Origin of the sequence: Pseudomonas sp. SWI36 (assembly GCF_002948105.1) — a bacterium.
GTDB classification, from domain to species: Bacteria; Pseudomonadota; Gammaproteobacteria; order Pseudomonadales; family Pseudomonadaceae; genus Aquipseudomonas; species Aquipseudomonas alloputida.
The window spans coordinates 2,330,369-2,354,159 of sequence record NZ_CP026675.1; the positions used below are offsets into that span (position 1 = coordinate 2,330,369).

The following is a 23,791-nucleotide window of genomic DNA, read 5'->3' on the forward strand; positions in this document are numbered from 1 at the left end:
CATCCCCGGGGCCGCTTTGCGGCCCTTTCGCGACGCAAGGCCGCTCCCACAAGGTAGGCGTACGCCGATCCATGTGGGAGCAACTGTCTTGCTCAATTTCTAAAAGCTGGCGCGATCCCTGTGGGAGCGGGCTTGCCCGCGAACACGGGCGAAGCCCGTGCCATCCACCACGGTGTTGGCTTCGCGGGCAAGCCCGCTTCCACGCGGCTCACGCTTATGTCGCGAAAGGCCTGCGCAGCAGGCCCAGCACTCTCAATCCCGCTTGACCAGCCCCGGCAGCTGCGCCCCCAGCTTCTGGTTGTTGAACGGCGCCCGAATGAACCCACGCTGTCTCCCATCCGGGCCGACTATCGCCAGGTTACCGCTGTGATCCACGGTATACCCCGGCTTGCTGGTATCCGCCGGAATGAACGGAATGCTCAAGGCATTGGCCAGCTTCTGGGTATCCTCGATCGACCCCGCCACGCCGACAAAGTCCTTGTCGAAATAGCCCAGATACTGCTTCAGCTGGTTCGGCGTGTCGCGGTTAGGGTCCACACTCACCAACACCACCTGCAGCCGGTCGACGGCATCCTTGGGCAACTCGCTCTTCACCTGGCGCAGCTGGGCCAGGGTGGTCGGGCAGATGTCCGGGCAGTAGGTGTAGCCAAAGAACAGCAGCGACCATTTGCCCTTGAGGTCATCCATCTGCACCGGCTGGCCGTCCTGGTTGGTCATGGTGACATCAGCCACGGCGCGGCTCTGCGGCAGCAGGATGATGCCCGCATCGATCAGCTCGGCAGGGTTGGGCTGGTCACGACCATTAAGCACCTTGTTGACGGTCAGGCCCATGATCAACGCGACCAGGGCAACGAGGATGAAGACGGTTTTCTGGGTTCGGGTCATAGGTTCAGCAACAGGTAGTGGTCAAGAAGCAACGCGATGAACAGCGCGAACAGGTAGCCGATAGAGTACTTGAAGGTGCCGATCGCCGCGTGCGGCCGGCTGCTACGGTACAACACCCAAGCCCATTGCAGGAAGCGCAGGCCCAAGGCCAGGGCACAGACCAGGTACAGCGGGCCACTCATGTGGATGACATACGGGAGCAGGCTCACTGCCAACAGGATCAGGGTGTACAGCAGGATATGCAGTTTGGTGTAGCGCTCGCCGTGGGTCACCGGCAACATCGGGATATCGGCCTTGGCGTATTCCTCCTTGCGGTGGATGGCCAGCGCCCAGAAATGCGGCGGGGTCCAGGCGAAAATGATCAGCACAAGCAGCAAGGGTTCGGCGCTGACATGGCCGCTTACCGCCACCCAGCCGAGCAACGGCGGAGCGGCACCGGCCAGGCCACCGATGACGATGTTCTGTGGCGTGGCGCGCTTGAGAAAGCCGGTGTAGAGCACCGCATAACCGAGTAATGAGGCCAGGGTCAGCCAGGCGGTGAGGGCGTTGGTGAACACAAGCAGCAGGACCATGCCCAGCAACGCCAGGGCCAAGGCGAACAACAGCGCCGGCAGGGGCTCGACTCGGCCTTGGGCCAAAGGCCGTTTGTGGGTGCGTGCCATCAGCGCATCGATGCGCCGATCCACCACATGATTGACCACCGCTGCGCCACCCGCGCACAGGCCGATGCCCAGGTTGCCGAACAACAGCACGCTCCAGCTGACGCCCGCCCGGGTGGCCAGGAACATGCCCGCCAGCGAGGTGATCAGCATCAGCACCACCACCTTGGGCTTGGTCAGCTCGAGGTAATCGCGCCAGTGGGCCCGTCGTACGCTTAGAAGCGTCGCCACGAGTCGTTCCTCATATGATGGGAAATGCCCACCCCGACCACCGGCCGCAGACGCCAGCCATGGCCGACACCCACTCGAACCTTGTCGACCACTCGAATGCGGTAGTTCACCAGCACCATGCTCAGCAGCAGCATCGCCCCGCCGGCATTGTGCGCAACAGCCACAGCCAGCGGCAGGTGGAACACCACGTTGCTGATGCCCAGGCCCACTTGCAAGGCCAGCGCCAGCAGCACCAGCCGCGCCAGGCCGGGGAGACCACAGCGGTGCAGCTTCCAGCTGAGCATCAGCAGCACGCAGGTCACCAGCAGCGCACCCAGCCTGTGGCTGATGTGGATGGCCGTACGCGCATCACTGTCCAGCTGTCCGCCCAGGTAATTGGGGCCGACGTGCTGGGTCAGGTGGAAGCCGTTGCTGAAGTCCGCCGCTGGCCACCACTGGCCATGGCAGGTCGGCAGGTCGATGCAGGCCACGGCGGCGTAGTTGGCGCTGACCCAACCGCCCAGGGCGATCTGGCCGATTACCACCAGCAGCGCCAGCGCAGCGATCCGGCGCAGGCTCAGCGGCAGTTTCGGCAAGGGCGCAAAGGCCCGGGACAGACGCAGAGACAACAGAAACAGCAAGCTCAACGTGGTAAAGCCACCCAGCAAGTGCGCCGTGACCACCTGCGGCCATAGCTTCAGGGTGACCGTCCACATACCGAAGGCTGCCTGGGCCAGCACCACACCCAGTAGCAGCATTGGCAGGCGATAAGGCTGCCCATCGCGGGCATGCCGGCGCATTGCCTGGAACGCGAGCAGGGCGATCACCACGGCCAGGCTACCGGCAAAGTAGCGGTGGACCATCTCGGCCCAGCCCTTGGCAGCTTCCACCGGGTGCTCAGGAAAGTGCAGCTCGGCATGGGCGAACTGCGCGTCAGTCTTGGGCACGCTGATAAAGCCATAGCACCCGGGCCAGTCGGGGCAACCGAGGCCGGCGTGGGTCAGGCGGGTATAGGCACCGAGCAGGACGACCAGCAGTGCCAGCAGGGTGGCGAACACAGCAAGGCGAAATCCAGGTCTGGCCATGGCAGGCTCCTAGCCGATATTGGACAGCTTGAGCAGGTGGCGCAGGTCATCCAGCACATGCTTGCCGTTGACCTTGCCGTCGTAGCGCAGCACCAGGTTGCCGTGCGGGTCGACGATCCACAGCTGCGGGCCGGGCTCGACAACCTTCTGCTGATAACGTTGCGCATCCAGCGGGTAGCGCTGCAACTGCGGGTACTCGCGGCCGAGCAGTGCCTGGTAGTCGGCACTCAGCGGCTGGGCAGCGGCCAGCGCATGGCTGGCGCGGCTGGCATCACGCCCCAGCCCGACCTGAATCTGCCGAGCCAGGTACACCAGGCGCTGACAGTCTTCGGTGCAGGCCTGGGGTGCGCTGACCAGCAACTGCCAGCGATCGTCCTGCCCCGCCACGCCGAGATCGGCACGGCTTTCCCCATTGCCAATCATGGCGCCATGGTAGCTGCGGCCTTCCGGCACCCAGAATTTGAGCTTGTACATGCTGGTGGCCAGAACCATTGGCCCAAGCACCACCAGCAGGATCAGCAAAAGCTGCAAACGCCCACGGGCTCTGGGTTTGCTACGTTCAGGCGCGTCCAGTGGAGTGGCGGTGGCCATGGCGTTTCTCCTTGTTTTGATGCCAGCCGAAGTAGAGGTAGAGCAGAACCAGAGCGGTAGCCAGGGCAAACCACTGCACGGCATAGCCGACGTGTTTTTCGGGGCTCATGGCGACAACCGGCCAGTCCAGGCGATAGCTCGCAGGGCCCGGCTCCAGGCGCAATTCCTGAGCGAAGCCTTCGCGATCAAGCTGTTGCCATAGCTGCGCGGCATCGATAGCGGTCAACAGATGCGGCCATTGCCCGCCGATGGGGTCCGGGTGCAGCTGGAAGGTGCTACCGGGCACGACATACACAGAGGCATCCAGCGCCAAGGCCTGGGCAGGGGTTTCGAAACGCACCGGCACCCGGCGGTCCAGCCATGGCAGCCAGCCACGATTGATCAGCAACCACAGGCCGCTGGCTTGGTCGTGGAAGGGCTGCAGCAGCTCGACACCGGCTTTGCCGTCGCGCATGCGGTTGTCCAGCAGCACGCTGTGCTCGGCGTCGAAGCGGCCATACAGGTGCACGCGGCGGAAGGCGTTGTCTTCTTTAGAGAAGAGCTGGGCGGTGGCGATCGGTGCTTCAACCCGCCGTTCTGCATAGGTGGCCAGCAGCACGCGCTTTTCCTCGGCACGGCCGAGTTGCCAGCAACCAAGCGCAATCAGCCCCGGCAGCAATGCAAGCACCACCAGCGTCGGTACCCAGCCTGGGCGAAACGGCCTCACGGGCGCCTCGCTATACTTATCCACATCACCGCATCCCCCGGGAGTAACGCCATGCTCAAGGCCGCGATTGTCCTGATGCTGTTGGCCACGATTGCCAGCCTGTTCAGTGGCCTGGTGTTTCTGGTCAAGGATGATGAAAACTCGACCCGTCTGCTCAAGGCGCTGACCATACGGGTGACCCTGGCAGCCCTGACCATAGGCCTGGTCGCCTGGGGCTTGATCAGCGGTCAACTGGTCTCCCACGCCCCTTTCTGAAGTTCTCACCTGCCCCTACAGGGTTTTCGTATTCACAACACATAGACAAAGATGAACAACCCCACCCACACCACATCGACGAAGTGCCAGTACCAACTGGCTGCCTCGAAGCCGAAGTGTTTTTCCGGGTTGAAATGCCCGCGCAGAATGCGCACGAACATCACGATCAGAATGATCGTGCCCAATGTCACGTGGGCGCCGTGAAACCCGGTAAGCATGAAAAACGTCGCACCGTAGATGCCTGAGCCCAGTGTCAGCCCCAGCTTGGTATAGGCCTCGTGGTACTCGAAGGCCTGCAGTGCGATAAAGCTGATGCCCAGGACAATGGTCAGCGCCATCCAGAATTTCAGCGGGCCGCGGTGGTCACGGCGCAAGGCGTGGTGGGCAATGGTGATTGTCACACTGGAACTGACCAGCAGGATGGTGTTGATCAGCGGCAGGTGCCACGGGTCGATCACTTCCTTGGGGGGTGGGAACAGCTTGGGGTCGGGGGTATGCAGCAGCGGCCAGGTGAATTCGAAGGTTGGCCACAGCATGTGTGCAACACCTTTGGCTCCTTCGCCACCCAGCCACGGCCCCGCCAGTACGCGCACATAGAACAGCGCACCGAAGAAGGCCAGGAAGAACATCACTTCGGAGAAGATGAACCAGCTCATGCCCCAGCGGAACGAGCGGTCCAGTTGCGGGCTGTACAACCCGGCGCGGCTCTCCTTGACCACTGCCCCAAACCAGCCGAACAGCATGTAGGCCAGAAACAACGCACCCACGAAGAAAATCAGCGGCCCGTGGGAATCCGGGTGGCCCGCCTTCATGTCGTTGAACCAGGTGCCCAGGCCGAATACCGTGATGAACATGCCGATGGTGGCGATGATCGGCCATTTGCTCTGCGCCGGAACGTAGTAGTGCTCATGACTTGCCATTGCTGTTCTCCTTCCCTTAACGGGCGCCTTGGACGTCCTGCGCCGCAACGTGCGCGACCGGCGGGTGGCGAGCGGTGATGTCGAACAAGGTGTAGGCCAGTGTCAGGTGCTTCACGCTGGCCGGCAGGTCGCGGTCGACGATGAAGCGCACCGGCATCTCGATGCGTTCGCCGGGCTGCAGCACCTGCTGGGTAAAGCAGAAGCACTCGGTCTTGTGGAAGTAGGCCGCGGCCTCGGCCGGGGTAATGCTGGGTATTGCCTGCGCACTCATCGGCCGGTCGGTCGGGTTGTGGGCAATGAAGATCATCTGGTTCACCGCCCCCGGGTTGACCTCCAGCTGGTCGGCAGTGGAGTAGAAGTCCCAGACCATGTCGCTGGCATTGGTCGACATGAACTGCACCCGCACAGCACGCGTCGGGTCACTGACCTGGCTACCTTCGTACTGGCCGCCGGTCTTGCCGTTGATACCGAAGGCTTTGCACATGACGTCGTAGATCGGCACCAGCGCGAAGCCGAAGGCGAACATCACCACCGTCAGCATCAACAGGCGCGTTACCAGGCGTTTCACCGACAGGCCGTTCATGGCGGGTTCCTATTTCACTTCCGGGGGTGTCTGGAAGGTGTGGTAGGGCGCAGGCGAGGGTATCGACCACTCAAGGCCCTCGGCGCCATCCCAGGGTTTGGCCGGTGCCGGCGCGCCACCGCGGATGCACTTGATGACAATGAACAGGAAGAAGATCTGCGTGGCGCCGAACATGAACGCGCCGATCGACGACACCATGTTGAAATCGGCGAACTGCAGGTTGTAGTCGGGGATGCGCCGTGGCATGCCGGCCAAGCCTACGAAGTGCATGGGGAAGAAGGCCATGTTCATGCCGACGAACGACAGCCAGAAGTGCAGTTTGCCGAGGGTTTCGTCGTACATGTGGCCGGTCCATTTCGGCAGCCAGTAGTAGGCCGAGGCAAAGATGCCGAAAATTGCACCAGGCACCAGTACGTAATGGAAATGCGCCACCACGAAGTAAGTGTCGTGGTACTGGAAGTCTGCCGGGGCGATCGCCAGCATCAACCCGGAGAAACCACCGATGGTGAACAGGATGACAAAGGCGATGGCGAACAGCATCGGCGTTTCGAAGGTGAGCGAACCTTCCCACATGGTGCTGACCCAGTTGAATACCTTCACCCCGGTGGGCACGGCAATCAACATGGTGGCGTACATGAAGAACAACTCGCCGACCACCGGGATGCCGACCACGAACATATGGTGGGCCCAGACGATGAATGACAGGAAGGCAATGGCGCCGGTGGCATACACCATCGAGGTATAACCGAACAGCGGCTTGCGTGAGAATGCCGGGATGATCGAGCTGACCGCACCGAAGGCGGGCAGGATCATGATGTAAACCTCAGGGTGGCCGAAGAACCAGAACACATGCTGGAACAGCACCGGGTCACCGCCACCTGCGGCACTGAAAAAGCTGGTACCGAAGTGGATATCCATCAGCATCATGGTTACCACGCCAGCCAGTACTGGCATCACCGCAATCAGCAGGAACGCGGTAATCAGCCAGGTCCAGACGAACAGCGGCATTTTCATCAGCGTCATGCCGGGGGCACGCAGGTTGAGGATGGTGGCAATCACGTTGATCGCCCCCATGATCGAGCTGATACCCATCAGGTGGATGGCGAAGATGAAGAAAGTGACGCTGGCTGGCGCATAGGTGGTGGAAAGCGGTGCGTAGAACGTCCAGCCAAAGTTCGGCCCTCCGCCCGGGCTAAACAGCGTCGAGACCAGCAGCAGGAAGGCCGCCGGCAGCAGCCAGAAGCTGAAGTTGTTCATCCGTGGCAGTGCCATGTCGGGCGCGCCGATCATCAGCGGAATCATCCAGTTGGCCAGGCCGACGAAGGCCGGCATCACCGCGCCAAACACCATGATCAGGCCATGCATGGTGGTCATCTGGTTGAAGAACGCCGGTTCCACGATCTGCAAACCCGGCTGGAACAGCTCGGCGCGGATCACCATGGCAAACGAGCCACCCAGCAGGAACATGATGAAACTGAACCACAGGTACATCGTGCCGATGTCTTTATGGTTGGTGGTCAGCACCCAGCGCATCAGGCCCTTGGCCGGGCCGTGCGCATGGTCATGGCCGTGGGCGTGGTCGTCGATCACTGCACTCATGTCCTGTCTCCTGCAATCCATTGATTGCCGCGAGTAACCCGGTTCACTTGGCTTCTGCCTGCTTCAGCGCCAGCACGTCCTTCGGCGTCACCATGTCGCCTTTGTTGTTGCCCCAGGCATTGCGCTCGTAGGTGACCACAGCAGCGATGTCGACTTCCGACAGCTGCTTGCCGAAAGCGGCCATGGCCGTGCCGGGCTTGCCATGGAAGACAATGCTCAGGTGGCCTTCCTTCGGCCCGGTGGCAATCTTCGAGCCCTTGAGCGCCGGGAACATTGGCGGCAGGCCCTGGCCTTCGGCCTGGTGACAGGCCACGCAGGTGGTGTGGTAGACCTTGTCGCCTCGCTCCACCAGCTCCTCCAGGGTCCATTCCTTGCTGGTCAGCTCCTTGAGCTTGGCGGCTTCAGCCTTGCGCTCGCCCAGCCAGGTGTCGTAGTCGGCCTTGGACTTGACCTCGACCACCACCGGCATGAAGCCGTGGTCCTTGCCGCACAGCTCGGTGCACTGGCCGCGGTAGATGCCTGGCTTTTCGATACGGGTCCAGGCTTCGTTGACAAAGCCTGGGATGGCGTCGCGCTTGACCGCGAAGGCCGGCACCCACCAGGAGTGGATCACATCGGCAGCAGTGACCAGGAAGCGCACTTTCGCGCCCACCGGCAGCACCAGCGGCTGGTCGACTTCCAGCAGGTAATGCTCATCCTTCGGCGCCTTGTTGTGGATCTGGTCGGTGGGGGTGGCCAGGTTGCTGAAGAACTCCACGTCCTGGCCCAGGTATTTGTAGTGCCATTTCCACTGGTAGCCGGTGACCTGGACGTCGATGTCCGACTCGCTGGCGTCATAGATGTCGATCAAGGTCTTGGTAGCCGGAATGGCCATCACCACCAGAATCAGGAAGGGCACCACCGTCCAGAGAATTTCCACCCACGTGTGCTCATGGAAATGCGCGGCCTGCTGGCCAGTGGAGCGGCGGTGGATGACCATCGACCAGAACATCGCGCCAAACACCACGATGCCAATGATCACGCAGATCCAGAAGATGGTCATGTGCAGGTCGAAGACGGCGTTGGAGACTTCCGTCGCCCCTGGGTGCATGTTCACGGTCCAGGCGGCGTTTGCCTGGCCAAAAACCGACCACAACAGGAGGCCCATCCAGACATGTGGATGTCGCATCATTGCGGGTTCCCCTTCTAATTCTTGTTGTCCCGGAGGCGTGGCCTGCGGCAAGAGGGAACGGCGGTCAAGACTGCATGGCTTCGACGACCGAGCCCCTGCTAAAAGCAGTCGGGCCTCATCAACGAATCACGTTCAACGGGAGTATAGACAGCGACCAATGGCACGCAATGAAGCCTGTGAAATGAACTTCATGAAATGGCCGAATGGCCGGAAAACCGCGTGCTTGACAGGGCATGGCGTAATAATGGCACGTCGATATGCCTGATAGCGCACACGTTTGCGAGGCTTATAACAAATACGTCTTAGGTATTCTGTATACCGAGCTAATTTAGTGTCTTCCGTTTGAAACGTAATGTCCCTGGAGTTGTCATGAACATCGCTGCTGTACGCGAGCAGGTAAGCCAAGCCCATCAACATGAAGGCCAGACCGGCCAATTGAAAGAGCGTCTCGAGCTGCAACTGCCCCACCTGCACCCCTCGATCCAACTGCCTGAGCAGGACGCCCAGGGTACTTTGGCGCGCTTCGTCAGCGCCTACATCGATCAGGTTCCGGAATTGCTGGAGGCCGCCCACGAGGTCGCCCGCGAAGCCGGGATCGAATCGCAGATCAAACCTGTACTGAAAATTGCCGAAGCCTACTTCCTGCAGCCGCCCAGCGTGATGCAAGGGCATGTAGGCCTGGACTGCCTTCTGGATGAAGCGTACCTGGCGCACCGCCTGGTGGAAGAGGTGAATGACTTGTACATCCGCCACTTCCAGCAGCCGTTGATCCCGGTCGACACCACGGTCGCCAACCTGATTGCCCACCAGTTGATTGGCGAAAGCTTTGCCAACCAGCTGGATGAGGTGGTGCACCATTCGGTCGACGAAATGCTCAATGACGAGAGCTTTGCGGTTGAATCGGTGGAGGCTTATCGAGAGAAGCTGAGCAGCCCGGCAACTGGCGCGGCGTGGAAGCGCTGGCCGTGCCTGTCGCGCCAACTGGGTGTCGAGCTGGGTCAGCCGGCCTGATATACCTGTCACGGCCTAGGTGCATCGGTGGTTCGGCGCAGGCCGTGGTAGGAGCGGGTTCACCCGCGAAAGGGCCGGCCCTGCTGGCCAATCTCAACCCGCCGTTCACCGTTGCCGCCGCTACCGTATTCGCGGGTAAACCCGCTCCTACACATGCATCGATGGTTCGCCACAGGCCGTCGTAGGAGCGGGTTCACCCGCGAAAAGGCCGGCCCTGCTGGCCAATCTCCACCCGCCGCTCACCGTTGCCGCCGCTACCGTATTCGCGGGTAAACCCGCTCCTACGCCCCAACCCCCGCCGTCGTCCGCAACCGCCCCTCGATCCGACGCTTCAGGCGCCGCTGCTCTATCAGCAATCGTGACCCATTGGCAGAATTACTGCGGCTCCAGTCCTCCAGCAACTCAAGGCACGAGTGGTCGATATAGCTCAGGTTCCCCAGCGGCACATGCAGCGTGGTGCCCGCCGGTACGGTATCCAGCACCTGGGTCAGCGCCGGCACCTTCAGGAAGGTCGCCGCACCACTGAGGCGCAGTTCCATGTGCCCATCCTTGGCCAGGCTCACCAGGTTGATCTTCAGCCGCGCCGCCTTGAACGCCAGCTTCAGCAAGGTCAAGGCAAAGCCCAGCAGCACACCGGTCAGCAGGTCGGTAAAGATAATCGCCAGCGCAGTCGCCGCGTAGGTAAACATCGGCATGCGCCCATAACGGCCCAGCCCGCGGAACGCCTTGAAGTCGACCAGTTTGACCCCGGTAAACACCAACACCCCCGCCAAGCTCGCTACCGGGATCTGCTGCAGCACGCTGCTCAGCGCCACCACGAAGGCCAGCAACCACAAGCCATGGAAGATTGCCGACGCCCGGGTTTGCGCCCCCGCCTGGACGTTGGCCGAGCTGCGCACGATTACCCCGGTCATCGGCAGGGCACCCAGCACCCCGCACAGCATGTTGCCGATGCCCTGGGCCGACAGTTCGCGGTCGAAGTCCGAACGCTGGCCGCTGTGCATGCGGTCCACTGCTGCGGCCGACAGCAAGGTTTCGGCGCTGGCAATGAACGCCAAGGCAAAGGCGGCGACCAGCAGGGTAGGGTCTGCCAGCTGCAACAGGTCCTCCGGACGAAGCCAGTCGATGGCCTCGGACAGGTCGGCCGGTACCTGCACGCGGTTCACCGGCAAGGCCAGCCACATGCTGATAGCGGTCATGCTGGCCACGCCGAGTAATGCACCCGGCACGAAACGCAGCCGCTGCGGCCGCAAGCGCTCCCAGCCCCACATGATGGCGATGGTCCCCAGGCCCAGCGCACCGGCCATCCAGCCGGCGCCGGTGCTCTCCTGTGGCAGGGCAGCCGACAAAGTTGCCGGGAACTCCAGCAGGTTCTGCAGGCCCGACGGTTGCGGTGCGGTGTCGAACATCACATGCACCTGCGAAAGCACGATCAACACGCCAATCCCGGCGAGCATGCCGTAAACCACCGCCGGCGCGGTCACGCGGAACCAGCAGCCCAGGCGCAAGCGACCGGCAAGCAACTGCAACAGGCCGGCCAGCAACAGGATTGGCCCGAGCATGGCCATGCCGTGCTGGCGTACCAGCTCGAACACCAGTACCGCCAGACCGGCAGCAGGGCCGCTGACCTGTAGCGGCGATCCAGCAAGGAAACCGACGACAATGCCGCCGATAATCCCAGTAATCAGGCCTTTTGCCGGCGGCATGCCAGAAGCGATCGCAATGCCCATGCATAACGGCAAGGCCACAAGGAAGACCACCACCGACGCCAGCAACTCACGCGGCAGGGCCGCTTTCAACTGTGTAATGTTCACCGTGTTTCTCCTTTCTCTAGTCGCACGGCCATTCCCCTGGCCGTGGGCACGTTTGCCCCTGACAAGCGCGCAGGCGCGGGCCGCCAGCGAGCACGCCGGCAGGGCAGTCAGGGAATTCAAGGCAGCCGAAGGCCGCGCCACACCCCTGCAGGGTGCAGCCGGCTATCAAGGTTCTAGCGGCGGACGGGTCGCTTAGTAGCGGCCTCTCGGAGTGGCGCAGGGAACGGGTTCACCCGCGGCCAAGGGCAGGAAGCTGTCGCTGGCGGCGTCGTAGGCTTCGATCTTGCTGGTCTCGATGTCGTACACCCAACCATGAATGAACAGCTCACCGGCTGCCAGGCGCGAAGCCACCGAAGGATGGGTGCGCAAGTGATGCAGCTGGGCGATGACGTTCTCTTTGGTCAGCACTTGCATCGTCTCGTGTTCGCTGCCGCAGGAGCAGTTGTTCTCGACCACGGTGCGGGCCACTTCAGCGTGGCGCAACCAGGCGCCAACGGTAGGCATCTTGGTCAGCGACTGCGGGTTGAGTACCGCACGCATGGCACCACAGTCGGAGTGGCCACAGATGATGATGTGGTGAACTTTAAGCGCCATTACGGCGTACTCGATGGCGCTGGAAACGCCGCCGTTCATCTGGCCATAAGGCGGTACCACGTTACCCACGTTACGGGTCACGAACAGGTCGCCTGGCGAGCTCTGGGTGATCAGCTCGGGAACGATGCGCGAATCGGCACAGGTGATGAACATCGCGCGTGGTGTTTGCGCGGTGGCGAGCTTCTTGAACAGCTCTTGCTGATCAGGGAAAACATCATGGTGAAAGCGCAGGAAGCCGTCGACGATGTGCTTAAGGGCAGCATCGGCGCTTTCCGCGGGGACCTGCGGTACGACCTTGGATGGGTCCTTGACGGGCATGATTCATCCTCTTGACGGTGTGTAGGTAAATCCATTTTACCGGTGAAAGATTCAGGCTATGCAGGGTTTTAGATGACACGCACGGGCCATAGATCACAGTCGGTGTGGACTTGTTACCTACGCTAGCGGGGAAAACTTAACTGAAACTTAATTCGAAGGCTCTAGAACGGGCGTTCCAGATGAAAAAGGCGGGAACTGGATAATAGCAAAAAAACATCAACTGCCAATATGTATTAGCGCAATTATTGGTTGTTATTAGTTGCGTTGTGAGCAATGCGCAGCCCCCTGTGGGGGGTGGGTTCATGTCAGAACAGCGCCATCTGCCCACCCGGAGGGCAAAACGCCGAGCAATCCAGCGCCTGCGCCTCGCGCCCTTCGAAGTCCAGCCGTTTCATCGCCTTGGCAAAGCGCTGCGCCAGCAACTCGGCAAATACCCCTTCACCACGCATGCGCACACCGAACCGGCTGTCATACAGCTCGCCACCGCGGCTCTGGCGGATCAGGCTCAACACATGCGCCGCCCGCTGCGGGTAATGGTCCTGTAACCACTGCTCGAACAACGGCGCCACTTCCAGCGGCAGGCGCAGCATCATGTAGGCCGCACTCTGTGCGCCAGCCTCCTTGGCCGCCTCCAGCAGGCGTTCCAGTTCACTGTCGTTGATCATCGGAATCATCGGCGAACACAAAACACCCACAGGTACGCCCGCTTCACGCAATACCCGGATGGCCCTCAACCTCGCACCGGGTGAGGCTGCTCGGGGTTCGAGCACCCGTTTGAGGCCGTCGTCCAGCGTGGTCAGGCTGATCATCACCCGTGCCAGGCGCTGGCGGGCCATCTCGGCCAGCAGGTCGAGGTCGCGCAGCACCAGTGAACCCTTGGTGACAATGGTCACCGGGTGACGAAAACGCAGTAACACTTCGAGCAAGCGCCGGGTCAGCAACTGTTCCCGCTCGATCGGCTGGTACGGGTCGGTGTTGGAGCCCAGATTGATCGGCGCGCACACGTAGCCCGGTTTGCTCAATTGCTGTGCCAGCACCTCGGCGGCGTTGGTCTTGGCAATCAGTTTGGTCTCGAAATCCAGGCCGGGAGAAAGGTCCCAGTAGGCGTGTGAGGGGCGGGCATAGCAGTAGATGCAGCCATGCTCGCAGCCACGGTAAGGGTTGATGGAACGATCGAAAGGGAGGTCGGGTGAAGTGTTGCGGCTGATCACCGACTTGGCTGTCTCGATCCGCACCTCGGTACCCTGGGTTTGCGGCACTTCCTGGTACCAGCCATCATCTTCCGCCACCGAACGACCAGGGGCAAAGCGGTTGTGTGGGTTGTGCGCCGTGCCACGGCCCTTTTGCGGTGCTGGAGGAATCATGGCTCACCTGAATACTGTATTCATATACAGTATCGTGCATGCCGGGATCTTTCCAGCACCTCTGGTCTGACTACTTCAGGCCATGCCAGCCGAGATACGCTGCCTGGCTCGATTGCCGCCCAAGAAACGCCTCGATGCCTTCACGCAATGGGCGCGATGCCCCTGGGGCGAACAGTGCTTCCTGCAGTGCCCGACCCGTGGCTCCGTTCAACAGGCCCTCGGCTTTGAAGCGGGTGAACACATCGAAGGCATGCACATCCGACCACAGGTAGGCGTAGTAACCCGCATCGTAGCCGTTCACAAGGTGGTCGAAGGCATGCGCCGGATGTTCGAAATCAGCGAGTGGCCAGTAACCGCAACGCTCGCGGGCATCACCCAGTCGCTGTTCAATGGTCCTGCCATCGTTTGGAGTGCCATGCAGGTCCATGTCGAACAGCGCCAGGCATAGATCACCCGCGATCTCCTCCACGCTCTGCTGCCGTAGCTGCCGCAGGCACTCATCAGCTTGCTTGCGGGATAGTTGGTGGCCGTCGTGGGTGCGCGCCGAGATCGCCACCAGGTAGTCCGCGTCCCAGACCCAACGTTCGAACAACTTGCCGAACAACTCCACACCATCGGTGCCCAGCTCGGTCACATTGGACATGACGTGGTTCGTCGTACGTACCAGCAGGTGGTGCAGGGCATGGCCGAATTCATGGAACAGCTTGCGCAGTGACAAATGATCGAGCAACGGCTGTGAACCTGACAGCGCTTGCGGCACATCACTGAACACCACCACCGAGGCGGCCTGGTAGATACCCTCTGCATCGACCCGGCGATTCCTTGCATAGGTGGTGAACACCGCGTCTGGCTGCTTGCCTGCGTGTTGCACGGCATCCAGATACAGAAAGCCAATGAAAGCGCTGTCCTGCCACACCTCGAACGGCTGCACGCTGTCATCCCAGACAGGCAGCGCTTTGGGCTGCAGCACTGCACCAAACAACGTCTGCGCCAATTGCTGCAACGCACTGACAACAGTATTCAGCGGGAAGTAATCGCGCAGCGCTTCGGCAGGAAACTCGCTGCGCGAAGCACACCGCAGGTACTCGAAATCCCAGGGTTGGGGTTTGCCCAGGCCCTGCTCGGCAGCCCAACACTCCACCTGCGAACGCCACCGCAACATGGCAGGTCGCACATGATCGGCCAGATCGTGGAGAAAGCCGCACACCTGGGCTACCGAACCCGCACTCTTCACCTGCAGGCTCTGCTCCAGATGGCCGGAATAACCGAGCAGGAGGGCCTTCTCCTCAAGTAATTGCGCCAGTTGCTGCAGATACGTGCGGTTGTCCTGTTGCCGATCATGGCTGACGCCACGGGCGTGAAAAGCCCGGTACACGCGCTCACGGAGCTGGCGGTTGTCAGCATGTTTGAGCACCTCACGCGTAGTCACCTTGTCACACGCAATCAACCACCCCTGCTTACCTGCTTGCTGTGCACTTGCAGCCAATTCGTCACGTACCCGCTGCGGGATGCCGCTCAGCTCCGCTTCATCGGTGATATTCAACCCAGGCCGGTCGATGTTGCTGCGGAACGCCTCGCGTGCAGTGCCAATCTGCGCTTGAAGGTCTGCCAGATGCGCTTTGCCTGCGGTGTCGAGTAAAGCCCCGCTAGCGGCGAACTTGCCCAGGTGCCAACGCAAAGTGGCACGCTTCCCGACATCCAGTTGCTTGCCGATGTCACTGCCGGCCAAGCGTGCATACAGGTCATGCAAAGCCGTGTTGGCGAATTTTTGCTCGAAGCGCGCCGTCACTTTCCCGTAGAAATCAATGATGACGTTGGCCCACGCCGTATCCCGGCCGACCAGTGGTGAGGCGGCATACAACACTGCCAGCAGCCGGCTATCCAGCCCATCCACCGCCAGCACCATGTCATCCCAGGTGGGCATGGTTCGTTGATCACGGATGATGCGTTGGACACCGTTCTCGTGTGCCTGCAGCACGTGAGCGAATGCCGCCTGCATGTTTTCGAGGGTGATGGAAGAGTAATCGACGGGGATATGGCTATCTTGCAGAAGAGGGTTGGCCATGGGGCATCACCTTGCTGATAGAAATGAGCAAGAGAGCTTGCATGGCCAGCGTGCGCCAGGTGGCCTGACTATCTAACACCTGTCCATGCCAGCCCGGGCATTGCACCCGGGCGGCATGACCGTATTACTCAGCCGGCTTTTTCAGCTTCGGATTTGGGAAGAACTGCACGGTCTGCACCTTGGCCGGCGCGGCTTTCGGCGCCAGGTGGTTGACCCGCGTGCCCAGTTCCTTCGGCACCGACAAGCCCTGCTCGTTGAGGGTGTCGGTAAAGCCGCAGGCCACACACTCGCGGTGCGGTACGCCGTCTTCGTTCCACATCATCAGCTTGTCGGGCTCGCTGCACGCCGGGCACACGGCACCGGCAATGAAGCGCTTCTTGGTCTTGTTCACAGCTACCTCACTCATGCTGCAGCGTCCTCGGTGAGACCACTGTGGCGCAGCAATGCATCGATGGAAGGCTCACGGCCACGGAAGTCGACGAACAGCTCCATCGGCTCGCGCGAACCCCCACGGGCCAGGATCGCCTCGCGGAAGGCGCGGCCGGTCTCGGCGTTCAGCACGCCTTCTTCCTCGAAGCGCGAGAAGGCGTCAGCCGACAGCACTTCGGCCCACTTGTAGCTGTAGTAGCCCGCCGCGTAACCGCCCGCGAAAATGTGCGCAAAGCTGTTGGGGAAACGGTTGTAAGCCGGCGGGCGCATGACTGACACCTCGTCACGCACACCTTCGAGCACCTGCAATACGCTGCGGCCGTCGCCATGGCTGGCGTGCAGCTCGAAATCGAACAGCGAGAACTCCAGCTGGCGCACCATCATCATGCCCGACTGGAAGTTTTTCGCGGCCAGCATCTTGTCCAGCAGGTCCTGGGGCAGGGCGGCGCCAGTTTCGTAGTGACCCGAAATCAGTGCCAGGCCTTCCGGCTCCCAGCACCAGTTTTCCATGAACTGGCTTGGCAGCTCGACCGCATCCCAGGCCACGCCGTTGATGCCGGACACGCCGGCATGCTCGATGCGGGTCAGCATGTGGTGCAGGCCGTGACCGAATTCGTGGAACAGGGTGGTGACTTCATCGTGGGTCAGCAGCGCGGGCTTGCCGGGCGCGGCCGGGGTGAAGTTGCACACCAGGTTGGCCACCGGGCTTTGCAGCTGGCCGCCAGCGGTGCGGCGACGGTCACGGGCGCCGTCCATCCAGGCGCCGCCACGCTTGTTGGCGCGGGCGTACAGGTCGAAGAAGAAACGGCCAACGTGCTGACCGTTTTCCTTGATCTCGAACAGGCGTACGTCCGGGTGCCAGCTGTCGAAGCCTTTGAGCTCGGCGATTTCGATGCCGTACAGGCGCTGCACGATGCTGAACAGGCCGCCCAGCACCTTGTCGATCGGGAAGTAGGCGCGCAGGGCTTCCTGCGACACGCTGTAGCGCTGCTCGCGCAGCTTCTCGCCAAAGTAGCCGGCGTCCCAGCTGGCCAGCTCGGGGCAGCCTTGTTCGGCAGCGTAGGCCTTGAGCTGTTGCAGATCCTGGGCGGCGAACGGCTTGGAACGCTTGGCCAAGTCACGCAGGAAGCTCAGCACCTGGTCGCTGGACTCGGCCATCTTGGTGGCCAGGCTCAGCTCGGCGTAGTTCTTGTAGCCCAGCAGTTCGGCCAGCTCCTGGCGCAGGTCGAGGATTTCGCGCATCACCGGGCCATTGTCGAACTGGCCGGCATTCGGGCCCTGGTCGGAGGCGCGGGTGCAGTAGGCGGCGTAGAGCTCTTCGCGCAGGGCGCGGTCGCTGGCGTAGGTCATCACCGCGTAGTAGCTGGGGAACTCAAGGGTGATCAGCCAGCCGTCCAGGCCCTTGGCCTGGGCTGCAGCGGCCATCTGCGCCTTGGCCGAATCGGTCAGGCCGGCCAGCGCAGCTTCGTCGGTAACATGCTTGGTCCAGGCCTGGGTGGCGTCAAGCAGCTGATTGGAGAAACGGCTGCCCAGCTCGCTGAGCTTGCTCTGCACTTCGGCGTAACGCTGCTGCTTGTCCGCCGGCAGGTCGATACCCGACAGGCGGAAGTCACGCAAGGCGTGCTCGAGGATAGTCTTTTGCGCCACGTCGAAGCCGGCAGCCTCAGGGCTGTCGATCAGCGCCTGGTAGGCTTCGAACAGCGCGCGGTTCTGGCCCAGTTCGGTAGAGTAGGCGCTCAACGCCGGCAGGCACGACTCGTAGGCCTCACGCAACTCGGCACTGTTGCACACCGCATTGAGGTGGCTGACCGGGCTCCAGGCGGCGCCCAGGCGGTCGTTCAGTTCGTCCATGGCCAGCACCAGGCCGGCCCATGTAGGGTTCTTGCCCTGCTTTTCAAGGATCTCGGCAATGGCTTTACGGTTGTCGGCCAGGATCGCTTCGATCGCCGGCAACACGTGTTCGGCACGAATTTGCGAGAAGGGCGGCAGATCGTGGGATTGCAGAAGCGGGTTGTTCGCAGTCACGGTTTGGATACCTTGGCAGAAGAAACACTGCCCCATCTTAATTACAATCGACGCCGACCGCAGCAGGCAGCCTGCCTATCGGCACAGATGAGAGACGCTATCATGGCCATTCGCAGCTTCCAGCAACACACTCCGAAAGTTGGGCCCAGGGCCTTCGTCGACCGTTCGGCGGTGGTGCTGGGCGACGTGGAGATCGGTGAAGACAGTTCGGTCTGGCCGTTGACCGTGGTGCGCGGCGACATGCACCGCATCCGCATTGGCGCGCGCACCAGCGTGCAGGACGGCAGCGTGCTGCACATTACCCACGCCGGGCCTTTCAACCCGGACGGTTTCCCGCTGATCATCGGCGACGAAGTGACCATCGGGCACAAGGTGATGCTGCATGGCTGCACCCTGGGCAACCGTATCCTGGTGGGTATGGGCAGCACCATCATGGATGGTGCCATCGTCGAGGACGAAGTAATCATTGGCGCTGGCAGCCTGGTGCCGCCGGGCAAACGCCTGGTCAGTGGCTACCTGTACATGGGCAGCCCGGTGAAACAGGCCCGGCTGCTGAACGACAAGGAGCGCGCATTTTTCTCCTACAGCGCCGGCAACTACGTGAAGCTCAAGGACCAGCACCTGGCCGAAGGCTACGATCAACCTGAATGACCGCATTCACGGGCACGCCCGCTTCCACAGGTTCAGTGGAGCCATCAAGGCCTGCGCTGTACCTGTGGGAGCGGGCATGCCCGCGAAGAAGGCCACGCAGCACTCAAGTGGAACCCTGTACATGCACCAGCAAAACATCCTCTTCGACCTCGACGGCACCCTGACCGACCCACGCCTGGGCATCACCCGCTCGATCCAGTACGCCCTGGCCAAGCTGGGCATCGACGAACCAGACCTGGCCCGCCTCGAACACTTCATCGGCCCACCCCTGCTGCAGGCTTTCATGCAGTTCTACCGCTTCGACGAAGCCAAGGCCTGGGATGCGGTGAACTTCTACCGGGAGCGTTTCCGCGTGACCGGTCTATACGAGAACCTCGTGTTCGAAGGTGTGCCGGAGTTGCTTGAGGCCCTGACCGGGCAGGGCCGCACGCTGTACATTGCCACCTCCAAACCGTGGGAGTTCGCCCGCGAAATCGCCCGGCACTTTGCTTTCGATCATCACTTCAAGGTGATCTACGGCAGTGAACTGGACGGCACGCGCACCAACAAGGTCGAGCTGATTCGCCATTTGCTGGATGAAGAAGGGCTGGACCCGGCGCAAACCCTGATGATCGGGGACCGCAAGCATGACCTGATCGGCGCGCGCAGAAACGGGCTGCAAGCCGTCGCGGTGGGATACGGGTTTGGGAGCCGGGAAGAGCTGATGGCAGAAGAACCCGCTTTCCACTTCGCCACGGTAGCCGATTTGCATCAGGCTTTTATCAAGGCTTGAGCACCAGCAGGGCTGCTTTGCAGCCGGCCCTCCCACCTCGATCGGCGTACGCAGGGCCTTTGTGGGGGCCTTGTGTCGCGATGGGCCGCAAAGCGGCCCCAAAATCTCAAAGGCTAACCATCAGACGCTGCAACGCCGCTTTCCTTTCTTCAATCGGCAACCGCCCCAAATGCTCGACCCGCGCGTAAAACCGAACCCAATCCCCACCCACCTCACGAAACAGCGCCGCAAACGCCGGCACCCACTGGTCATAGAGCCCGAACGGCAACAACTTGGCATTATTCATCGGCCCATACATCCACGCGTCATAGCGCTTGTCACCACCCCACTGGCCATCACGCACCTGCCGGTATTCACGCCTCAAACGCTCAAACTCGGCCTGCTTGGCCCGGCGCTTGTGCGCATCATCCAAAGGCCCGGCATAAATGGCCTGCAACCGCTCACGACAGGCCAGCACCAGGCGGATGAACTGGTCACGCTGCTGCTGCCTCTGCCCTGCGTCAACCGCCGCCAGCCCACGCGCCGCCCGCCATTGCCGCGTGCCTTCCTGCTCGACGAACGAGGCAAACGATTCATTGAACTCGGTATCGTCCTGCACATAGAAGCGCTGGTGGGCCAGTTCATGAAAGATCAACGTAGCCAGGCGCTCATCGCCCCAGCCCACCATCGACGACAAAATCGGGTCATCGAACCAACCCAGGGTCGAATATGCTTCCACGCCGCCCACGTACACATCCAGGCCATCCTGACGCATCAACGCCGCCGCACCTCGCGCCGCGCCTTGCTGGTAGTAGCCGCGGTACGCCACGCACCCGGCAATCGGAAAGCAGTGCGTTACCGGTTGCAACGACAACTCGGGTGTGGCGAACACATTCCATACCACGTAGGGGCGGCCAAGGTCGGCATATACCCGGTAGCTGCGGTTGTCTGGCAGTTTCAATTGCTGGCTGGCAAACACCCGCGCCTGTTCGGCCTGTTGCAGGTGCGCGCGCAAGGGTGCAGGGGTAGCAGGGTCGGCCAATACCTGCTCTACAGGCTGCCGCGCCCGCAGCAACTGCCACTGGCCCTGGGCCAGCTGCCCATAGTAGGAGACATTGCTGCAACCGTTCAGCAGGAACGCCGCAAGCAGCGGAACCAAACGGGTGAAAATGCGGTCGAGTGCCCCAAGGCCTGAGCGCTGCATAAGAAAAAGTCGAAGCATCCGGGACTGTCTGACTCGCTCAAGACCATTTCGCTCCAAGACTATCTCGCCAAGGGGGAGTTTCGCCATGCGTGCATTATTGGTCGCCGGCTCAGTGTTGTTGATCTCTGCCTGTTCAACATTGCCAGACCCAGACCCGAACCAGGCCTGGATCGACCTCACCCGCTACGACAATACTTCGCTAGACGCCGTGCAGGTCGATGAGCGTGACTGGGCTGACAGCCGCTATTTCGAGGTTCAACCCGGCAGCCACGAACTGACCGTGCGCTATCAGTTTCCGGTTAACCCCAGCAATATCGGCCCCGTCGATGAGCCACTGTGGCGCGATTGCCAGGTCAAGCTGACCTTCAAGGACTTCAGCGCCGGGCAGCGTTATCAGCTGCAGGCTGGCAGCATTGGCTTCCGCCCTTGGATAAAACTCTACGACCACCAGCAAAAACTGCTGGGTCAAGGGCTGCCGGCGGGTTGTCAGCGCACCTGAACTGCACAAACGGCGCTATGCTTGTTACTTGTAAATCGCAAGTGGGAGTTTTGCCATGCGCCAGCCCATGATGCTGATCGCCCTCAGTACACTGGGGGCTTGCGCCAGCCCCTTGCCGCCCGTCGACCCCAAGCAGGCTTGGGTCGATCTGTACACCATGACCCCCGGTCGGGTGATCATGGCCGACCGCCTCGATGGCAAGCGCCTGGACGATGGCCGTTACTTTCAGGTGACACCGGGCAAGCATGAACTGGTGGTGCGCTTCGATTATGAAATCTACTCGGGCGGCCTCATGTCACAACCCAGGGACCGAACCTGCTACCTGACCGTCCGCTTTGACAACTTCAAGGCCGGCGAGCGCTATCGCCTGGAAGCGCGGGCGCCGGTGATGGAGCCGCAGGTGCTGCTGTATGACGCCAACCGCAAGGTGGTGGTGAACGAGCCTAGCGACGTGTTCTGCATCCCGTGAGTGTGGGGCTGCTTCGCAGCCCCGGGCCCTGATGCTTATCGATCGTTCTTTTGATAGATGATCTTCTTCGTCCCGCCATCGCAGGTCCCGACGACCATGTTCTGGTCCTTGACCTCGCTGTTGGGCACGATCTCCAGCGTGTAGGACGAAACCCCTTGGGCCTGGATCTTGGCCTCGATCTCGGCTTTCAGCTCCTCGCATGGCTTGACGGCCGCCAGCGCAGACGTGGCGACAAGGGAAGCCAACACAGCGATAGCTACGCGAATCATGGAACGGCTCCTGGAAAGGGCAGTGGCGCTGCCGACGTTCTTTAGACTACAGCAAACCACCACCGTTGCACCGTTTCACCCCACCAGCGCCGCATCCAGGCTGATCTTTGCATTCAAAACCTTGGACACCGGGCAGCCTTCCTTCGCCTTGTTGGCAATCTCCAGGAACTGAGCCTCGCTGGCCCCAGGTACCTTGGCCCTGAGCACCAGATGCACCGCGGTAATGACAAAACCGTCAGCTTGCTTGTCGAGCGTCACCTCTGCAGCCGTGTCGATCCGCTCTGCGGTAAGCCCCGCCTCGCCGAGCATCATGGATAGCGCCATCGAGAAGCAACCGGCATGGGCCGCGCCAATCAGCTCCTCCGGGTTGGTGCCGGGCGTGCCCTCGAAACGCGTGTTGAAGCCATAAGGGTTCTGCTTGAGTGCGCCGCTTTCGGTAGAAAGCAGACCTTTTCCATCCTTCAGGCCACCTTGCCAGATCGCCGATGCTGTCTTTTTCATGATGCCTCCTGGTCACTGGGTTGCTTACCTAGGGTTCAGAGGCCTGCCGCCTGCCGCAAGTTCAGAGCAATATGCTTGCAGGCATTGAATCCAACGAACGCGCCCATACAGAGTCAAAAAGGCCTCTGGCCAATCACTTTTGCGGAGGCTCCATGACGCAGCTGCGTGACCTGAAGATTTCCACCCTGGACCTGGTGCCCGTACGCGCCGACGCTGGCCCCGCGCAATCGCTGCGCAACTCGCTGGACCTGGCGCAGCATGTCGAGCGCTTTGGCTATAACCGCTTCTGGGTGGCCGAGCACCACAACATGGACGGCATCGCCAGTTCGGCGACTTCGGTGCTGATCGGCTACCTGGCCGGGGGGACCTCACGTATTCGCGTGGGCTCTGGCGGGGTGATGCTGCCCAACCATGCGCCACTGGTGATCGCCGAGCAGTTCGGCACCTTGGCCAGCCTGTATCCGGGGCGTATCGACCTTGGCCTGGGCCGTGCACCGGGTTCGGACCAGATGACGGCCTATGCCCTGCGACGCGACCGCGCTGGCGGCCCGGACGACTTCCCGGACGATGTCGAGGAGCTTTCGCGCTACCTCGGGCCACGCACTGATGATCAAAAAGTGATCGCCGTACCGGGGTACGACACCGACGTGCCGATGTGGTTGCTGGGATCCAGCCTGTTCAGTGCCCAGCTGGCGGGCATGCGCGGCATGCCCTACGCCTTCGCCTCGCATTTCGCGCCACGCTACATGCACGAGGCCATTCGCGTGTACCGCAACCATTTCAAGCCCTCGACCACGCTGGACAAGCCGTATGTGATGCTGGGCATTCCCATGGTGGTGGCGCAGACCGACGAGAAGGCCGAATACCTGGCCACCTCGGTCTACCAGCGCATCCTGGCGCTGATTCGTGGGCAGAGCCTGATGCAGAAGCCACCCGTGGAAAGCATGGATGGGCTGTGGTTGCCCCATGAGCGAGAGACGGTGGGCAGCTTCCTGGGGCTGGCCATGATCGGCAGCCCGCAGAAGGTAAAGGCCAAGGTAGAAGTGCTGCTGGAACAGACGGGTGCGGATGAGCTGATCTTTACCTGTGACCTGTATGAGCATGCGGACCGCATTCGGTCATATGAGCTGATGGCGCAGGCCCTCAAGACCGAGTGACCCTCG

General features: G+C 61.7%; 25 protein-coding genes. 7 read left to right on the plus strand and 18 right to left on the minus strand.

Features of this window, described 5'->3' with window-relative positions; translation table 11 throughout:
• Nucleotides 1–252 precede the first annotated feature (252 nt).
• The 5 genes from C4Q27_RS11180 to C4Q27_RS11200 are packed head-to-tail and all read right to left on the minus strand — an operon-like array spanning nucleotide 253 to nucleotide 4,136.
• Complete coding sequence (locus C4Q27_RS11180; protein ID WP_020191164.1) at nucleotides 253–885, minus strand: SCO family protein; 633 nt, start codon at nucleotides 883–885, stop codon at nucleotides 253–255.
• Entirely contained in the window at nucleotides 882–1,775 is an 894-nt protein-coding gene (gene cyoE, locus C4Q27_RS11185; RefSeq protein ID WP_064490962.1) for a heme o synthase, read from the minus strand. The genes C4Q27_RS11180 and cyoE overlap by 4 nt, the downstream gene beginning before the upstream one ends.
• The gene (locus C4Q27_RS11190) at nucleotides 1,760–2,839 is read right to left on the minus strand and encodes a heme A synthase (protein ID WP_104886838.1); all 1,080 of its coding nucleotides are present in this window, start codon (nucleotides 2,837–2,839) and stop codon (nucleotides 1,760–1,762) included. The genes cyoE and C4Q27_RS11190 overlap by 16 nt, the downstream gene beginning before the upstream one ends.
• A 9-nt stretch (nucleotides 2,840–2,848) precedes the next feature.
• Nucleotides 2,849–3,430, minus strand: coding sequence for a hypothetical protein (locus tag C4Q27_RS11195; RefSeq protein ID WP_064490961.1), 582 nt, complete (start codon nucleotides 3,428–3,430; stop codon nucleotides 2,849–2,851).
• Nucleotides 3,399–4,136, minus strand: a complete 738-nt coding sequence (locus tag C4Q27_RS11200; protein WP_064490960.1) for an SURF1 family protein — start codon at nucleotides 4,134–4,136, stop codon at nucleotides 3,399–3,401. The genes C4Q27_RS11195 and C4Q27_RS11200 overlap by 32 nt, the downstream gene beginning before the upstream one ends.
• 51 nt (nucleotides 4,137–4,187) lie before the next feature.
• Here C4Q27_RS11200 and C4Q27_RS11205 point away from each other — a divergent pair, with 51 nt between their 5' ends.
• Complete coding sequence (locus C4Q27_RS11205; RefSeq protein WP_020191169.1) at nucleotides 4,188–4,391, plus strand: twin transmembrane helix small protein; 204 nt, start codon at nucleotides 4,188–4,190, stop codon at nucleotides 4,389–4,391.
• 32 nt (nucleotides 4,392–4,423) lie between these two features.
• Here C4Q27_RS11205 and C4Q27_RS11210 read toward each other — a convergent pair whose 3' ends face one another.
• From C4Q27_RS11210 to coxB, 4 genes are read right to left on the minus strand one after another with little or no spacing between them, the layout of a single operon-like run.
• Nucleotides 4,424–5,311 (minus strand): cytochrome c oxidase subunit 3, encoded by an 888-nt coding sequence (locus tag C4Q27_RS11210; protein WP_020191170.1) that lies wholly within the window; start codon nucleotides 5,309–5,311, stop codon nucleotides 4,424–4,426.
• A 16-nt stretch (nucleotides 5,312–5,327) separates the two neighbouring features.
• Nucleotides 5,328–5,894: a cytochrome c oxidase assembly protein gene (locus C4Q27_RS11215; RefSeq protein WP_003253035.1), complete on the minus strand. Its 567-nt coding sequence runs from the start codon at nucleotides 5,892–5,894 to the stop codon at nucleotides 5,328–5,330.
• Nucleotides 5,895–5,903: 9 nt separating this feature from the next.
• Nucleotides 5,904–7,493, minus strand: coding sequence for a cytochrome c oxidase subunit I (gene ctaD, locus C4Q27_RS11220; protein WP_010951506.1), 1,590 nt, complete (start codon nucleotides 7,491–7,493; stop codon nucleotides 5,904–5,906).
• A gap of 43 nt (nucleotides 7,494–7,536) precedes the next feature.
• Nucleotides 7,537–8,664 (minus strand): cytochrome c oxidase subunit II, encoded by a 1,128-nt coding sequence (gene coxB, locus C4Q27_RS11225; protein WP_010951505.1) that lies wholly within the window; start codon nucleotides 8,662–8,664, stop codon nucleotides 7,537–7,539.
• Nucleotides 8,665–9,033: 369 nt separating this feature from the next.
• Between coxB and C4Q27_RS11230 the strand changes: the two genes are divergently transcribed.
• The gene (locus C4Q27_RS11230; RefSeq protein ID WP_064490959.1) at nucleotides 9,034–9,675 is read left to right on the plus strand and encodes a hypothetical protein; all 642 of its coding nucleotides are present in this window, start codon (nucleotides 9,034–9,036) and stop codon (nucleotides 9,673–9,675) included.
• Nucleotides 9,676–9,956: 281 nt separating this feature from the next.
• Here the strand turns inward: C4Q27_RS11230 and C4Q27_RS11235 are convergent, their stop codons facing one another.
• The 6 genes from C4Q27_RS11235 to prlC all read right to left on the minus strand — a co-directional run bounded on the left by C4Q27_RS11235 (nucleotide 9,957) and on the right by prlC (nucleotide 18,284).
• Nucleotides 9,957–11,489 (minus strand): SulP family inorganic anion transporter, encoded by a 1,533-nt coding sequence (locus C4Q27_RS11235; protein WP_020191557.1) that lies wholly within the window; start codon nucleotides 11,487–11,489, stop codon nucleotides 9,957–9,959.
• 192 nt (nucleotides 11,490–11,681) lie between these two features.
• Complete coding sequence (locus C4Q27_RS11240) at nucleotides 11,682–12,401, minus strand: carbonic anhydrase (protein WP_003253046.1); 720 nt, start codon at nucleotides 12,399–12,401, stop codon at nucleotides 11,682–11,684.
• A 305-nt stretch (nucleotides 12,402–12,706) separates the two neighbouring features.
• Nucleotides 12,707–13,765, minus strand: a complete 1,059-nt coding sequence (locus tag C4Q27_RS11245) for a PA0069 family radical SAM protein (protein ID WP_064492522.1) — start codon at nucleotides 13,763–13,765, stop codon at nucleotides 12,707–12,709.
• A gap of 70 nt (nucleotides 13,766–13,835) precedes the next feature.
• Entirely contained in the window at nucleotides 13,836–15,830 is a 1,995-nt protein-coding gene (locus tag C4Q27_RS11250) for a M3 family metallopeptidase (RefSeq protein ID WP_064492523.1), read from the minus strand.
• A gap of 124 nt (nucleotides 15,831–15,954) precedes the next feature.
• Entirely contained in the window at nucleotides 15,955–16,236 is a 282-nt protein-coding gene (locus C4Q27_RS11255) for a YheV family putative zinc ribbon protein (protein WP_010951500.1), read from the minus strand.
• Nucleotides 16,233–18,284 (minus strand): oligopeptidase A, encoded by a 2,052-nt coding sequence (prlC, locus tag C4Q27_RS11260; RefSeq protein WP_014589237.1) that lies wholly within the window; start codon nucleotides 18,282–18,284, stop codon nucleotides 16,233–16,235. The genes C4Q27_RS11255 and prlC overlap by 4 nt, the downstream gene beginning before the upstream one ends.
• Before the next feature lie 102 nt (nucleotides 18,285–18,386).
• Here prlC and C4Q27_RS11265 point away from each other — a divergent pair, with 102 nt between their 5' ends.
• Together C4Q27_RS11265 and C4Q27_RS11270 are read left to right on the plus strand one after the other, a co-directional pair.
• Nucleotides 18,387–18,935, plus strand: a complete 549-nt coding sequence (locus C4Q27_RS11265) for a gamma carbonic anhydrase family protein (RefSeq protein WP_004575263.1) — start codon at nucleotides 18,387–18,389, stop codon at nucleotides 18,933–18,935.
• A 121-nt stretch (nucleotides 18,936–19,056) separates the two neighbouring features.
• Nucleotides 19,057–19,707, plus strand: coding sequence for an HAD family hydrolase (locus C4Q27_RS11270; protein WP_064492524.1), 651 nt, complete (start codon nucleotides 19,057–19,059; stop codon nucleotides 19,705–19,707).
• Nucleotides 19,708–19,813: 106 nt separating this feature from the next.
• Here C4Q27_RS11270 and C4Q27_RS11275 read toward each other — a convergent pair whose 3' ends face one another.
• A complete protein-coding gene (locus C4Q27_RS11275; RefSeq protein WP_064492525.1) occupies nucleotides 19,814–20,890 on the minus strand; it encodes an aminopeptidase in 1,077 nt (358 codons plus the stop codon).
• 85 nt (nucleotides 20,891–20,975) lie between these two features.
• Between C4Q27_RS11275 and C4Q27_RS11280 the strand changes: the two genes are divergently transcribed.
• On the plus strand, nucleotides 20,976–21,389 hold the full coding sequence (locus C4Q27_RS11280) for a hypothetical protein (RefSeq protein ID WP_020191562.1): 414 nt from the start codon (nucleotides 20,976–20,978) through the stop codon (nucleotides 21,387–21,389).
• 55 nt (nucleotides 21,390–21,444) lie between these two features.
• Nucleotides 21,445–21,858, plus strand: coding sequence for a hypothetical protein (locus C4Q27_RS11285; protein ID WP_064492526.1), 414 nt, complete (start codon nucleotides 21,445–21,447; stop codon nucleotides 21,856–21,858).
• Between the two features lie 35 nt (nucleotides 21,859–21,893).
• On the opposite strand, the gene C4Q27_RS11290 is transcribed toward C4Q27_RS11285, so the two are convergent.
• Nucleotides 21,894–22,127, minus strand: coding sequence for a DUF1161 domain-containing protein (locus tag C4Q27_RS11290; protein ID WP_020191563.1), 234 nt, complete (start codon nucleotides 22,125–22,127; stop codon nucleotides 21,894–21,896).
• Between the two features lie 75 nt (nucleotides 22,128–22,202).
• On the minus strand, nucleotides 22,203–22,628 hold the full coding sequence (locus C4Q27_RS11295; RefSeq protein WP_104886839.1) for an OsmC family protein: 426 nt from the start codon (nucleotides 22,626–22,628) through the stop codon (nucleotides 22,203–22,205).
• Nucleotides 22,629–22,780: 152 nt separating this feature from the next.
• Between C4Q27_RS11295 and C4Q27_RS11300 the strand changes: the two genes are divergently transcribed.
• On the plus strand, nucleotides 22,781–23,785 hold the full coding sequence (locus C4Q27_RS11300; RefSeq protein WP_064492527.1) for an LLM class flavin-dependent oxidoreductase: 1,005 nt from the start codon (nucleotides 22,781–22,783) through the stop codon (nucleotides 23,783–23,785).
• Nucleotides 23,786–23,791 lie beyond the last annotated feature (6 nt).

Coding starts and splice junctions, on each gene's coding strand:
- C4Q27_RS11180 (WP_020191164.1), bottom strand. CDS start 885: ATGACCCGAACCCAGAAAACCGTCTTCATCCTCGTTGCCCTGGTCGCG.
- C4Q27_RS11190 (WP_104886838.1), bottom strand. CDS start 2,839: ATGGCCAGACCTGGATTTCGCCTTGCTGTGTTCGCCACCCTGCTGGCA.
- C4Q27_RS11195 (WP_064490961.1), bottom strand. CDS start 3,430: ATGGCCACCGCCACTCCACTGGACGCGCCTGAACGTAGCAAACCCAGA.
- C4Q27_RS11205 (WP_020191169.1), top strand. CDS start 4,188: ATGCTCAAGGCCGCGATTGTCCTGATGCTGTTGGCCACGATTGCCAGC.
- C4Q27_RS11210 (WP_020191170.1), bottom strand. CDS start 5,311: ATGGCAAGTCATGAGCACTACTACGTTCCGGCGCAGAGCAAATGGCCG.
- C4Q27_RS11215 (WP_003253035.1), bottom strand. CDS start 5,894: ATGAACGGCCTGTCGGTGAAACGCCTGGTAACGCGCCTGTTGATGCTG.
- ctaD (WP_010951506.1), bottom strand. CDS start 7,493: ATGAGTGCAGTGATCGACGACCACGCCCACGGCCATGACCATGCGCAC.
- coxB (WP_010951505.1), bottom strand. CDS start 8,664: ATGATGCGACATCCACATGTCTGGATGGGCCTCCTGTTGTGGTCGGTT.
- C4Q27_RS11230 (WP_064490959.1), top strand. CDS start 9,034: ATGAACATCGCTGCTGTACGCGAGCAGGTAAGCCAAGCCCATCAACAT.
- C4Q27_RS11240 (WP_003253046.1), bottom strand. CDS start 12,401: ATGCCCGTCAAGGACCCATCCAAGGTCGTACCGCAGGTCCCCGCGGAA.
- C4Q27_RS11245 (WP_064492522.1), bottom strand. CDS start 13,765: ATGATTCCTCCAGCACCGCAAAAGGGCCGTGGCACGGCGCACAACCCA.
- C4Q27_RS11250 (WP_064492523.1), bottom strand. CDS start 15,830: ATGGCCAACCCTCTTCTGCAAGATAGCCATATCCCCGTCGATTACTCT.
- C4Q27_RS11255 (WP_010951500.1), bottom strand. CDS start 16,236: ATGAGTGAGGTAGCTGTGAACAAGACCAAGAAGCGCTTCATTGCCGGT.
- C4Q27_RS11265 (WP_004575263.1), top strand. CDS start 18,387: ATGGCCATTCGCAGCTTCCAGCAACACACTCCGAAAGTTGGGCCCAGG.
- C4Q27_RS11270 (WP_064492524.1), top strand. CDS start 19,057: ATGCACCAGCAAAACATCCTCTTCGACCTCGACGGCACCCTGACCGAC.
- C4Q27_RS11275 (WP_064492525.1), bottom strand. CDS start 20,890: ATGCAGCGCTCAGGCCTTGGGGCACTCGACCGCATTTTCACCCGTTTG.
- C4Q27_RS11280 (WP_020191562.1), top strand. CDS start 20,976: ATGCGTGCATTATTGGTCGCCGGCTCAGTGTTGTTGATCTCTGCCTGT.
- C4Q27_RS11285 (WP_064492526.1), top strand. CDS start 21,445: ATGCGCCAGCCCATGATGCTGATCGCCCTCAGTACACTGGGGGCTTGC.
- C4Q27_RS11290 (WP_020191563.1), bottom strand. CDS start 22,127: ATGATTCGCGTAGCTATCGCTGTGTTGGCTTCCCTTGTCGCCACGTCT.
- C4Q27_RS11295 (WP_104886839.1), bottom strand. CDS start 22,628: ATGAAAAAGACAGCATCGGCGATCTGGCAAGGTGGCCTGAAGGATGGA.
- C4Q27_RS11300 (WP_064492527.1), top strand. CDS start 22,781: ATGACGCAGCTGCGTGACCTGAAGATTTCCACCCTGGACCTGGTGCCC.